Origin of the sequence: Siminovitchia terrae, assembly GCF_003605405.2 — a bacterium.
In the GTDB taxonomy this organism is placed as follows: Bacteria; Bacillota; Bacilli; order Bacillales; family Bacillaceae_C; genus Siminovitchia; species Siminovitchia terrae.
This window is the reverse complement of record NZ_QYTW02000001.1, coordinates 121099-133651: the sequence shown is the minus strand read 5'-3', so window position 1 is coordinate 133651 and position 12553 is coordinate 121099. Positions and strand designations below refer to the sequence as shown.

Sequence of the window (12553 nt, the reverse complement as noted above, 5' to 3'; positions counted from 1 at the left end):
GTTCAATTTCCGCTGTTTTGGACATACTTCAGTTAATGAAGGGATGTGCGACCATGTCAACAAATGATTATGTGAAATATATGGCAAAAACATTGATTCAGCGTATGGAAACACCGAGGTCGGAAAGAAAGAAGCAAAGGGATGAACGCAAACAAATGAAAACACCATTCCTGGTCAATTGGCTTGGAATGGTGCCCTTCTCGCTTACCATGTGGCTTAAAAAAGACCGGCGGAAAATTTGGAGGATGATTAAGCAGGCAAGGTATTCAGATAGATGATACCTCCGTTCAGAATATCTACGTAAATGGAAGGACTATACTGATCTTCCAAAGCATTTTTTTCAACAAAAAAAGTTTCCGGCTTTTCTTCCGCATATTCATAAAAATGATTCAACAGCTTTGTGTCTTCCTCCCATCTTTTCATTGCAGCCTCTGCCCATGGGTGTTCTTGGCTTTGGACTTCACTTGTTAAAAAGGATTCAATCCTTTTTAAGCCGCTTGCCGGCATGATGATAGGTGAAATAGTAAAGCAGTAGTCCGGTATTTTAGGCGATAGATCGATGTTTGTGATTTTTTCATGGAATGACTCTATTAGGCTTCCATTGATTAAGTTCAGGCCAAAAGATCTGAAAACATCCTTTTTTCTGTCCGAGCGGTAGGAGATTTTCATATTTACGTTAAGCCAAGGGTGAAGGGGGACGTTCTGTCCTGCATTCATTACAGGCTTTTCGTAAAGTCGTATATATGCCGAAAGTTTTCTGGCGGTTTCAAAGATTTGATGGAGCCGCGGCGCCCCGAAATGGATGAACTCTCCCTTTATATCAGGCGGTGCTTTTTCCTGGTCTGTAATGAAAGTAACCTTCATCGGGTTCGGGATACCGCCTGTTTTTTCGAGATACGTCCAATAAAATGGGCGGTTCATCAGTTCTTTATCCATTTCAATTGTCAGTTGGACTGTCAATGCCCCTGCACCACTTTCCTCAATTGTACAGCCTGTCGCTATAAAAAACTGTTCAAGATATTGATGGATTTCCTGTTGAAGCATCAGCAGCATCTTCCTTTCTTATCATATCGGAGAATTCGATCATTGCTGCAAGGTTGGACATTTTTACCTTCATTTCTCCCTCTGTTCTGGACGTTTTGAAAATATCCATCATATGTTCTTCGATGCTTCCACCATCCAGTTTGGCTAAAATATCATCAAGTTCTCCTACAACCCGTTCAAATAGCTTAATCTTATTCGTAAGTAAATTGACAATATGTTCTTCGATTGTATTTTTTACTGCGAAGTTATAAATATGGACATCCTCTTTTTGCCCAAGACGATGGACGCGGCCTATCCGCTGTTCCAACCTCATGGGATTCCAAGGCAGATCATAGTTAATGACATGGCTGCAAAATTGAAGGTTGATCCCTTCGCCGCCAGCCTCTGTCGCTATAAGAACTTGAACTTGGTTCATGAATAGGTCCCTCATCCAATCTTTTTTACTTCGTTTGAAACCGCCCCTGAATGGGACAGACTTTATCCCTTGCTGCTGCAAGAACCACTGCAAATATAATTGTGTTGCTCTATATTCGGTAAAAATAATCACCTTGTCATCAATTTTTTTGATCAATTCCAAGGCTTTTTCTGCTTTAGAATTTCGAGTGACTGCATTGATTTTTTGTTGAATTAATTGGATGTATTGAATGTATTGTGCTGATGGGTTTTCTTTTTGCAGCATGTTTTTTAGAGTGAAAAATACGGCCTCCCTGCTGCTACATGCTTCCCGCTGAAGCGTCATGATCGAAAATGCAGGCATGGGGACATTAGATGGACGCAGGAAATCAAAGGCCTGATAAAGCTCTTTTTCTTGCTCATTAAAATCGATTGGAATCGTCTCTACATGGCGCTTGGTCCATTCAATTCCGGTATCAGTCCTTCTGTTCCTAATCATTACTTTGTTTACTAGGCTTTTTAAGTGTTCGTTTTCTTTGACTGACAGCCTTTTATTTTTATATTTTTCCAAAAAGCTTGATTGGTTCCCCAAATGCCCTGGCTTCAACAAAGAGACAAGGTAAAAGATTTCTTCGATTTTATTCTGAATAGGTGTTGCTGTTAGTAAAAGACAAAACTTCTTTTTAAGAGACTGTACAAACTCATAATTCTTGGTTTTATGGTTTTTAAGTTTATGCGCTTCATCAATGATGATCAGATCAAATTCCTGCTCGGCGATGATTTCCTTATGAGGGCTCCGTTTTGCTGTATCGATGGACGACACTACGCAGTCATACTGTTCCCAGACATAGCTTTTGGTGGCAGCCACGGCTTGTATATAAAATTTTGAATTGAGTTCAAAGGTCCATTGAGATACGAGGGATGCAGGTACTAGAATTAGAGCTCTTTTTACCAAGCCTCGTATCATGTATTCTTTTAAAACCAGTCCGGCTTCAATGGTTTTTCCTAGTCCTACTTCATCCGCCAAAATCGCTTTGCCGTTCATGTCCTCTATTACTCTAGATGCAGTGTCTACCTGATGAGGTAGCGGTGTTAATTCTGGCAGACGTTTTGGAGCAACGAGACCTTCGAAATCGGGAACAAGAAGGTGTTTTTCTGCTATTAATGATAGATTGAACAGCTTTTGGTCTGCCCATGGCCCGTCTTTTTCAAACCGGTCCAAAAATCCGGGCATCCAATTCCGGTTGAAGTTGACTGTAATAGACATGATAGACCTCCTGAAGGATTTGTAAGAAAAAAGTTTGAAAAGTAAGTTAAAGAATGATACGATACAATGGACAGAAACCCATATACATATAAGTATAACCAGTTTTTAAAAGAATATAGGCGAATGAAGACAAGAGGAGAGACTGTATATACAGCGCCGAAGGAGCAAGCAGAAATTCTGTGAATCTCTCAGGCAAAAAGACTCTTGTCCGACGCAGCTCTGGAGAGTGTTCCGCGATGTGGAGCCACCAAAGGGGAAAGCCGGAACTACCCGGTCAAACTTTCAGGTACCAAGACAGAGAGACCTTTTAATGGGGCTTTTCTGTCTTTTTTTATGCCCTCATAACAGTAACAAACCAAAATCCGAGGAGGAATGAAGAAACGATGACCGATTTAAAGAAGACCCCATTGTATCCTTTATACAAAGCATTTGGGGCCAAGACAATCGATTTTGGCGGTTGGGATATGCCGGTCCAATTTTCCGGCATCAAAGATGAGCATGAGGCAGTACGAGAGAATGCCGGTATTTTTGATGTATCCCACATGGGTGAGGTTATCGTCAAAGGGAAAGACAGTCTTGACTTCCTGCAAAAAATGATGACTAATGATTTCTCCAAACTGAAAGTCGGCGGCGCACTTTATACAGCTTTATGCTATGAAAATGGCGGTGTGGTTGATGATCTGCTTGTCTATAAGCTGGGAGAAGAAGAATATTTCCTTGTCGTAAATGCTGCAAATACGGAAAAAGATTTTGACTGGCTAAAGAAACATATAGTTGGTGATGTCAGTGTTGAAAATGTTTCGGACCAATATGCGTTGATTGCCATTCAAGGACCAAAAGCTCAGTCGATCCTGCAGAAGCTTTCAAAAGATACAGATTTGAATGACATCAGTTTTTTCAAGTTTAAGCAGGATGTAGATCTGGATGGAGTCGGAGCACTTGTTTCTCGTACAGGGTATACAGGTGAAGATGGATTTGAGATATATTGTCATGCGGATGACGCGGAAAAATTATGGAGCACTCTGCTGGAAATAGGCAAGGATGAGGGAATTGTACCGTGCGGTTTGGGAGCAAGGGATACACTGCGGTTTGAGGCGGGACTCCCATTGTATGGACAAGAGCTTTCACCTGAAATCACACCATTAGAGGCGGGATTGGGATTTGCCGTCAAGTTGAACAAAGAGGCTGATTTTATTGGAAAAGAAGCCTTGAAAAAGCAAAAGGAACAAGGTGTGGAAAGAAAACTTGTCGGTGTTGAAATGATTGACAGAGGGATACCAAGAACCGGATACAGGGTTTTTTCAGGCGACAACGAAATCGGCTATGTCACTTCAGGTACGCAATCCCCTACATTGAAGAAAAATATCGGGCTTGTCTTAATCAGCTCTAACTATACTGAAGAGGGAAATGAAGTTGAAATAGAAGTGCGTAAAAAACGCCTAAAAGCAAAAGTCATTCAAACGCCGTTTTATAAGCGCCCAAAAAAGTAGGATGGAGGATGAAGGAAATATGATCAAACATCGTTATCTCCCTATGACAGAGCAAGATAAAAAAGAGATGCTGGAGACAATCGGAGCTGATTCGATTGAGGAGCTATTTTTCGATATCCCGGAAAAAGTCCGGTTCAAAGGCGAGTACAATATAAAGCAAGCGAAATCTGAAACGGCATTAATGAAAGAGCTTGCCAGCCTTGCAGCCCAAAATGCCGACTTGAAAAGCAATACAAGTTTTCTTGGCGCAGGGGTGTATGATCACTACATTCCGGTAATTGTAGACCATGTGATATCAAGGTCGGAGTTTTACACAGCTTATACTCCGTACCAGCCGGAAATTTCACAGGGCGAGCTGCAAGCTATTTTTGAATTCCAAACAATGATTTGTGAGCTTACAGGAATGGATGTTGCCAACTCGTCGATGTATGATGGCGGTACTGCTCTTGCCGAGGCCGCGATGCTGAGTGCCGGTCATACAAAACGCAAAAAAGTACTTGTATCTCAGACCGTTCACCCTGAATCACGTGATGTATTGAAGACATACGCTAAGGGTCAGAATATCGACGTGGTTGAAGTACCATCCAAGGGTGGCTTGACTGACATTGAAGCCTTGAAGTCTGAGCTTGACCAAGACGTTGCTGCGGTTATTGTCCAATATCCGAACTTCTTTGGACTCGTTGAGCCTTTGAAGGACATTGAGCCTCTTGTACATGATGTAAAAGCGCAGTTTGTTGTGTCCAGCAATCCTCTAGCGCTTGGTGTTCTTGCTTCACCAGGAAGCCTTGGAGCTGATATTGTTGTAGGAGACGCTCAGCCGTTTGGTATTCCGACTTCCTTTGGCGGACCGCATTGCGGTTTCTTTGCTGTATCGAAAAAGCTAATGAGGAAAGTTCCAGGAAGACTAGTGGGTCAAACGGTCGATGAGGATGGCAAAAGAGGGTTTGTATTGACATTGCAAGCTCGGGAACAGCATATTCGCAGAGACAAGGCCACTTCCAATATTTGCTCGAACCAGGCGTTGAACGCATTGGCTGCATCTGTGGCGATGACAGCTTTAGGAAAAAAAGGTGTCAAAGAAATGTCCACCCAAAATATTCAAAAAACACACTATGCGAAAGAAGCTTTTAAGAAAAAAGGATTTGAACTTCCTTTGGACGGATATCACTTTAATGAATTTGTTGTTAAGCTAAACAAACCTGTCCATGAGGTGAATGAAAGTCTTCTTGAAAAAGGTATAATCGGTGGCTATGATCTTGGACGCAACTATTCGGAGTTTGAAAACCATATGCTTATTGCAGTAACAGAACTACGGACAAAAGAAGAGATCGATCAATTTATTACAGAATTGGGGGATAATCAATGAGTGAAGTGGTTATGCCGTTAATATTTGAAAAATCCACACCCGGACGCATAGGATACAGTTTGCCTGATATCGACGTTCCGGAAATTGATATTGAGCAATGCATTCCAACGGGGTATCTAAGGGAAGAGGAACCTGATTTGCCTGAGGTTTCCGAATTGGATATCATGAGGCACTATACCGAGCTCTCAACCCACAACCATGGAATCGACTCAGGATTTTATCCGCTAGGTTCATGTACAATGAAATACAATCCAAAAATCAATGAAGCTGTCGCTCGTATTCCAGGTTTTGCCCACATACACCCTCTGCAGCCAGAGTCATCTATCCAGGGTGCTTTGGAACTGATGTATGATTTGCAAGAACATTTAAAAGAAATTACAGGGATGGATGAAGTCACTCTGCAAACTGCTGCAGGGGCACATGGAGAGTGGACAGGTCTGATGATGATCCGTGCTTTCCATGAAGCAAACGGTGAGATGGACCGCACAAAGGTCATTGTTCCTGATTCCGCTCATGGAACCAATCCAGCCTCAGCTACTGTTGCGGGCCTTGAAACAATAATGGTCCGTTCCGGAGAAGACGGTCTCGTCGACTTGGAGCATCTCAAGTCACTTGTTGGATCGGATACAGCCGCGTTGATGCTGACAAATCCAAATACACTTGGATTGTTTGAGGAACAAATTCTTGAGATGGCAGAAATTGTTCATGGAGCAGGAGGAAAGCTTTACTATGACGGAGCAAACTTGAATGCGGTCATGTCTAAAGCACGCCCTGGCGACATGGGATTTGATGTTGTCCATTTAAACCTCCATAAAACTTTTACTGGCCCGCATGGTGGAGGTGGACCCGGTTCAGGCCCTGTCGGCGTGAAAAAAGATTTGATCCCATTTCTTCCGAAACCGGTCATCACGAAAAAAGATGATCAATTTGTCATTGACTATGACAGGCCAAACTCTATTGGAAGGGTAAAACCGTATTACGGAAACTTCGGCATCAATGTGAGAGCTTATACTTACATTCGTTCAATGGGGCCGGATGGACTCAAGGCCGTTACGGAATACGCCGTCTTAAATGCAAACTATATGATGAGAAAGCTTGCTCCTTATTACGATTTACCGTATGACACACACTGTAAGCATGAATTTGTGTTAAGTGGAGCCCGTCAAAAGAAACTGGGTGTTAGAACGTTAGATATCGCTAAGCGACTCCTTGATTTTGGTTATCATCCGCCAACTATTTACTTCCCGATTAATGTAGAAGAGTGTATGATGTTTGAACCAACCGAAACAGAATCAAAAGAGACGCTGGATGGTTTCATTGACGCGATGATTCAGATTGCTAAGGAAGCCGAAGAGAATCCTGAAATTGTCCAGGAAGCACCTCATAATACAACTGTAAAAAGATTGGATGAAACACAGGCAGCAAGAAAGCCGATCCTTCGCTATACTAAAGAATAAAACTTAATGGTCTTGCGGGGATTCTGTTAGGGGCTGTCCAGAAAGCTCATTATTAATCAAATCGAAGATAAGTGGACGTTAGGACGGGCTTAGTGCCCGTTCTTTGCTGCTTTCATTAAAAACGGTTACCGATAGTGGAGAGAGATACCCAGCTTATTCGGTTTCCACTAATTTTTTCGACGGCCTCTTCACTTCTACAAGCACATCTTTTAAATAAACAACCAGCCTCCTCCGTTAACGGAAGAGGCTGGTTGTTTATATTATCGGTAAAGAAGCATAAAGTATCACACAGAAGTTATCCTGAACAGTAGCTCTTTCTTACGATAAGTTAACATTGGCGAAGTCATAAGCCAATCACTACTGAAAGCAAATTTTTTCAGCGCTCGCCTAGCTTGTACCTATAAGCTTTATCTTAACAAAGGCACTCTTACCTAGCTGTAGACGGCCATCTATCGCATCGGCTCAGTCTGTACGTAGATGAGCAGGTGCTTGCGCCTTATCTTTTATTTACTTTTTATTTTTCCTGTCCATTGTTTAAATCCGCCCTGTAAATGATAGAGCTGGCGGTAACCTTTTCTGTAAAGCTGTTGAGCAGCCCTTCCACTTCGTAAACCGCTTTGGCAATATAAATAAACAGGTTTATCTTTCCTGATCTCTTTCATTCTCATTTTTAATTGAGACATTGGGATATTGCGTGCCCCCAGTATATGTCCGCCATCAAATTCTTTCTGTTCCCGGACATCAATCAGCTGCGCTTTTCTATATCCGATACGGAATTCATCTTGGGTGAGCGTTTTTAATATTTTTTTCTGTTTAAAATAATTGAACAGAGAAAACGCGATAATAGCTCCCAAAATAATAAGTAATGAATAAAGCAATGACAATGTAAAAGCCCCTTTCTAGTAAATAACCCTATGATATATTATATTCGTCACTGTACAATGAATCAAAGGTTTTCTCCGAATATTCGTCTATGAAAAATGAATGTGCTGGTAGAAGATAAGGGATATATAGACGGGGCTATCTGTCAATAAAAGAAAAAGTCTAAAATTGTTGAATAAAATCGGTTTAAGAGTAAATTTCCATCAATCGCTTGTTTTTTCTTTTAAATCCTCAATATTCAAGATTTGACAAAAAGTTATCAATTATTTCTGAAAACACAATATGTAGTGTAGATATTTTGAATAAAAATCAATATATTGTGTTTAAGGATTGATTTTCAGGATATATATATGGTAACTTTATCAATGACAGATACATAATCACAATAAACATTCTTCAAATCGTTTTTATAAAGGAGTTGGCAAAATGTCTGTTGCATTTACCAAAAAAACAAGCTTAAACATAGAAAGGCTCAACGAAGACATTCAATTATTCAAACATGTACATCCAATTTCACCTGAAATGAAACTGACTCAAAAAGGTGTTTCACGGCTTGTCATGATTGACCGATATGCATATAAGGATACGGAGAAAATCACCTTATCAGTTGGTGATTTCGTCGTTTTGACGATAAAAGAAGACCCTAAATTTCCCGCGAGAGGGCTTGGATTCATCCAATCAATTGATTGGGAAGAAAAAAATGCTGCAGTGATCGTTGAAGAAGAATTCCTCAATGCGTTGGAAGATGAAAAGGAAAAAGAAACAGGAGTCATCGTCCGTCCGCTTGATATCATCGAAAAACCACTTGAAGTCTTTTATGAGCAAATTGCCAAAAGAAATGCAACAGGCCTTGCTTCAGTGGAAAAAACGGAAGAGAAGAGACAGGAATGGTTTGAAAAGTTCTATGAAGAGCTTGTTAATTTAAATTTTGTTCCGGCTGGCAGGGTGCTCTATGGAGCAGGTGCAGGAACAGATGTTACTTATTTTAACTGTTATGTCATGCCTTTTGTGGCGGATTCCCGCGAAGGCATTTCTGAACACAGAAAACAAGTGATGGAAATCATGAGCCGCGGCGGAGGCGTTGGCACGAACGGTTCAACTTTAAGGCCGCGGAATACACTTGCACGGGGCGTAAACGGCAAATCATCAGGATCAGTTTCCTGGCTTGATGATATTGCCAAGCTTACTCATCTTGTAGAACAGGGTGGATCCCGCCGTGGAGCTCAGATGATCATGCTTGCATCCTGGCACCCTGATATTGTTGAATTTATCATTTCCAAGATGCAGAATCCAAGAATATTGCGCTTTTTAATTGAGAATACAAACGATCCGGTCATTAAAAAGCATGCTAAAGACAAATTGAAATTTACTCCGTTGACGCCAGCAGAGGAAGCAATGTATCAAGGAGTACTGAATTATAGAAAGATCCCTGGATATGGCGGTTTCAGTGAAGAAATTTTCCGCAACGCAGATGAGAAGCTGAAAGAAGGCGGCACATATTCTGTCCATAATCCTGAGTTTTTAACTGGAGCCAATATTTCTGTCTGCATTACGAATGAATTCATGGATGCTGTTGAAAATGACGAAGAGTACGAGCTTTGTTTCCCGGATGTTGAAAATTATAACGAGGACGAAATGAAGGCATACAATGAGAAATGGCAGGAAGTCGGCGATGTGCGCGAATGGAAAAAGCTTGGTTATAAAGTGAGAACATACAGGAAGATCAAAGCGAAGGAGCTTTGGAATCTTATCAATATTTGTGCAACCTATTCTGCTGAACCGGGTATATTCTTTATTGACAATGCCAATGAAATGACAAACGCAAAGGCCTACGGCCAAAAAGTAGTGGCAACGAACCCATGCGGTGAACAGCCTTTGGCTCCATTCTCTGTGTGTAACCTTGCAGCTGTTAATCTTGCGGAGATGGTGGATCGTAAAAACAAGAAAGTCGACTATGAAAGATTGAAGCAGACTGTCAAAGTCGGCGTTCGTATGCAGGATAATGTCATTGATGCGACGCCGTATTTCCTTGAAGAAAATAAGAAGCAGGCACTTGGAGAACGCCGTGTCGGACTTGGCGTTATGGGCCTTGCAGATTTGCTCATCTATTGTGAAAAGGAATATGGATCTTCGGAGGGTAATGAGCTTGTTGACAAAGTGTTTGAGGTGATCGCTACGACTGCTTATCGGGAGTCAGTAGAATTGGCTAAAGAAAAGGGCAGCTTCCCGTTTTTGAATGGCGAAAACGTGGAAGAAACAGCAAAGCTTCGTGAAGCCTTTACCCAAACAGGTTATATGAAGAGAATGCCGAAAGACATCCATGAAGCCATCAAGGAACATGGAATCCGGAATTCTCACTTGCTGACAGTTGCGCCTACAGGTTCAACAGGAACAATGATCGGATGCTCAACAGGTCTTGAGCCATATTTCTCCTTCACCTATTACCGAAGCGGAAGGCTTGGAAAGTTTATTGAAGTCAAGGCAGATATTGTACAAGATTATTTGAAAGAACATCCAGAGGCAGATGAGGATCGCTTGCCAAACTGGTTTGTTACAGCCATGGGGCTTTCTCCTGAAGCGCATGCTGATGTACAATGTGTTATCCAAAGATGGATCGACAGCTCCATTTCCAAAACAGTTAATGCGCCAAAAGGATATTCAGTGGAGCAGGTTGAAGCGGTATATGAGCGTCTGTACAAGGGAGGAGCAAAAGGCGGCACAGTCTATGTAGACGGCAGCCGTGATTCCCAAGTACTCACATTAAAAGCGGAAGAAAATACTTTTGATGAAGAAAAAGACGAGAAGCAGGATGATCGCCCTGTTGTTCTAGTCGATACAATTCAGGATCTGAGATCTACCAGCGTTACAATCGGTTCGGAGCTGGGGAATACATGTCCTGTCTGCCGAAAAGGACAAGTTAAAGAAATCGGCGGTTGTAATACATGTGATAATTGTAATGCGCAATTAAAATGCGGAATTTAAATGATGGAAGAGCTGGCCGTTCAATTGGCCGGCTCTTTTCTTTGATAACTTGTTGTAGAAAGTTTTTATTCAAAGGAAGCTTTTTCACGATGTAATTGAAATGAGCTTTGAGGAACTCTCCCATCAAAATTCGTCTTGTCCTTTTCCCCTAAAGCTGCGCACCTTTCGCTTTTCTTATCTTTAGCCGTTCTTAGTTCATGCCCTTCCCTAATATCATATAGAGACAACATTGAAGAAGGGCGGCACAAAAATGGAGATTGACGGCGTGTTCTCCGGAGGGGGAATCAAAGGGGTCGCTTTGATCGGGGCATATGAGGTTTTGGAGCAGAGGGGCTTTACCTTTAAAAGAGTGTCTGGCACGAGTGCAGGTGCCATCATTGCGTCTTTGATAGCAGCCGGATATTCCAGCAAAGAGATGGCTGATATGATGAAGGAAATGGATATGAGTGATTTACTGGACCAACGCAAGACGTTACTGCCTTTTCATTTGACAAAGTGGCTCTTTCTTTATTTTAGGATGGGCTTATATCGTGGGGATTTACTGGAGGAATGGCTTGGCAAGATGCTGGCTAGGAAAGGAATCTATACATTTAAAGACTTGCCGCCTGAAACATTGAGAGTCATTGCGAGCGATTTATCTACTGGAAGGATGCTTGTTCTTCCGGATGATTTGGAACAATACGGTATTCCTAAGGAAACTTATCCAGTTGCACGTGCCATCCGAATGAGCTGCAGTATCCCTTATTTCTTTGAACCGGTCAAGCTGCGCTCGCTGAGTGGTACAAATGTTATCGTAGATGGAGGAATATTGAGTAATTTCCCAATCTGGCTTTTTCAAAAGGAGAATCAGAAGCAATTGAGACCAGTTATTGGAATAAAATTGAGCCGTCGCATGGAACAGCAGCCAAAACGAAAGATTAGGAATGGTCTTCAGCTATTCGAATCATTGTTTCATACAATGAAAGATGCACATGACGCAAGATATATTTCAAGAAAACATGAACGTAATATCATCTTTATTCCGACGGAAGAAACATTTGCAGCGGAATTTACAATAAGTGAAGAAAAAAAAGAAGCCCTTTTGAGAAAAGGGCGGGTAAGGGCCGAGCAGTTCCTAAAAACATGGACATATTAATACCCCACTTGGTAGACAGACAGATTAAAATATGGCTCTGTCTTTTTTCTTGCTTTTCTTTCCCTCTATTACGGTCAAGTGGGCAGTCGACCTTTTGCGAAGCGGACGATTTCGGAAATGGTTGGTTGATTGCGAAGCGGACTTTCGTTTTTTCGCCCGCAATTTAGATTGTTTAGCAGCTTTGGCAAACGCATTTTTTTCTTTGCCGCCTTGGGACCTATTTGTCCAAATGCGATAGATGATAAATACGGCAGCAACAGCCGCTCCCATAAACAATAGTTGTTTAAACAAACCAACAGGGTTGTTAATTAAATAAGAGCCCAATCCGATTACCGCAAAAATAAATATTCCGCTTATGATCCAATTCCGTACTTTCAAGAGCGCCACCTCCTCGGGAATAGTGGATATCTTTCCCAAAAAGAACATCCTTTATACATCATCAGAGTTGAGTTTTAAAAGAATCAACTGTATTTCCTTTTCCACCAAAAATCATCTTTTAAACAATTAAAGCGGGTTATAAGGTAAGTTTACTTTGGT

10 protein-coding genes and 1 riboswitch are annotated in these 12553 nt (G+C 41.6%); of the genes, 6 read left to right on the top strand and 4 right to left on the bottom strand.

Annotated elements, in window-relative coordinates; translation table 11 throughout:
* The first annotated feature begins 53 nt into the window (after positions 1–53).
* Complete coding sequence (locus D5F11_RS00635; RefSeq protein ID WP_120114981.1) at positions 54–278, top strand: YqzE family protein; 225 nt, start codon at positions 54–56, stop codon at positions 276–278.
* On the opposite strand, the gene D5F11_RS00630 is transcribed toward D5F11_RS00635, so the two are convergent.
* Both D5F11_RS00630 and D5F11_RS00625 read right to left on the bottom strand, forming a co-directional pair.
* Entirely contained in the window at positions 250–1044 is a 795-nt protein-coding gene (locus D5F11_RS00630; protein WP_120114982.1) for a YqhG family protein, read from the bottom strand. The genes D5F11_RS00635 and D5F11_RS00630 overlap by 29 nt on opposite strands.
* The gene (locus D5F11_RS00625; protein ID WP_120114983.1) at positions 1013–2704 is read right to left on the bottom strand and encodes a DEAD/DEAH box helicase; all 1692 of its coding nucleotides are present in this window, start codon (positions 2702–2704) and stop codon (positions 1013–1015) included. Before D5F11_RS00625 ends, D5F11_RS00630 begins: the two co-directional genes overlap by 32 nt.
* Before the next feature lie 123 nt (positions 2705–2827).
* Positions 2828–2918, top strand: a riboswitch (glycine riboswitch).
* A gap of 169 nt (positions 2919–3087) precedes the next feature.
* On the opposite strand from D5F11_RS00625, the gene gcvT reads away from it, so the two are divergent.
* The 3 genes from gcvT to gcvPB are packed head-to-tail and all read left to right on the top strand — an operon-like array spanning position 3088 to position 7017.
* Positions 3088–4194, top strand: a complete 1107-nt coding sequence (gcvT, locus tag D5F11_RS00620) for a glycine cleavage system aminomethyltransferase GcvT (RefSeq protein ID WP_120114984.1) — start codon at positions 3088–3090, stop codon at positions 4192–4194.
* Positions 4195–4216: 22 nt separating this feature from the next.
* Entirely contained in the window at positions 4217–5560 is a 1344-nt protein-coding gene (gene gcvPA / locus D5F11_RS00615) for an aminomethyl-transferring glycine dehydrogenase subunit GcvPA (protein WP_120115114.1), read from the top strand.
* Entirely contained in the window at positions 5557–7017 is a 1461-nt protein-coding gene (gcvPB, locus tag D5F11_RS00610) for an aminomethyl-transferring glycine dehydrogenase subunit GcvPB (protein ID WP_120114985.1), read from the top strand. The genes gcvPA and gcvPB overlap by 4 nt, the downstream gene beginning before the upstream one ends.
* 503 nt (positions 7018–7520) lie before the next feature.
* Here gcvPB and D5F11_RS00605 read toward each other — a convergent pair.
* Complete coding sequence (locus tag D5F11_RS00605) at positions 7521–7901, bottom strand: rhodanese-like domain-containing protein (RefSeq protein WP_120114986.1); 381 nt, start codon at positions 7899–7901, stop codon at positions 7521–7523.
* A 424-nt stretch (positions 7902–8325) separates the two neighbouring features.
* Between D5F11_RS00605 and D5F11_RS00600 the strand changes: the two genes are divergently transcribed.
* Complete coding sequence (locus D5F11_RS00600) at positions 8326–10881, top strand: vitamin B12-dependent ribonucleotide reductase (protein ID WP_120114987.1); 2556 nt, start codon at positions 8326–8328, stop codon at positions 10879–10881.
* A 250-nt stretch (positions 10882–11131) separates the two neighbouring features.
* A complete protein-coding gene (locus D5F11_RS00595) occupies positions 11132–12016 on the top strand; it encodes a patatin-like phospholipase family protein (RefSeq protein ID WP_120114988.1) in 885 nt (294 codons plus the stop codon).
* A gap of 24 nt (positions 12017–12040) precedes the next feature.
* Here the strand turns inward: D5F11_RS00595 and D5F11_RS00590 are convergent, their stop codons facing one another.
* Complete coding sequence (locus D5F11_RS00590) at positions 12041–12394, bottom strand: SA1362 family protein (protein ID WP_120114989.1); 354 nt, start codon at positions 12392–12394, stop codon at positions 12041–12043.
* Positions 12395–12553 lie beyond the last annotated feature (159 nt).

Bases quoted from the DNA above. Each gene is read 5' to 3' on its own strand.
- D5F11_RS00600 (WP_120114987.1), top strand. From the start codon at position 8,326: ATGTCTGTTGCATTTACCAAAAAAACAAGCTTAAACATAGAAAGGCTC.
- D5F11_RS00635 (WP_120114981.1), top strand. From the start codon at position 54: ATGTCAACAAATGATTATGTGAAATATATGGCAAAAACATTGATTCAG.
- gcvT (WP_120114984.1), top strand. From the start codon at position 3,088: ATGACCGATTTAAAGAAGACCCCATTGTATCCTTTATACAAAGCATTT.
- D5F11_RS00625 (WP_120114983.1), bottom strand. From the start codon at position 2,704: ATGTCTATTACAGTCAACTTCAACCGGAATTGGATGCCCGGATTTTTG.
- D5F11_RS00630 (WP_120114982.1), bottom strand. From the start codon at position 1,044: ATGCTTCAACAGGAAATCCATCAATATCTTGAACAGTTTTTTATAGCG.
- gcvPB (WP_120114985.1), top strand. From the start codon at position 5,557: ATGAGTGAAGTGGTTATGCCGTTAATATTTGAAAAATCCACACCCGGA.
- D5F11_RS00595 (WP_120114988.1), top strand. From the start codon at position 11,132: ATGGAGATTGACGGCGTGTTCTCCGGAGGGGGAATCAAAGGGGTCGCT.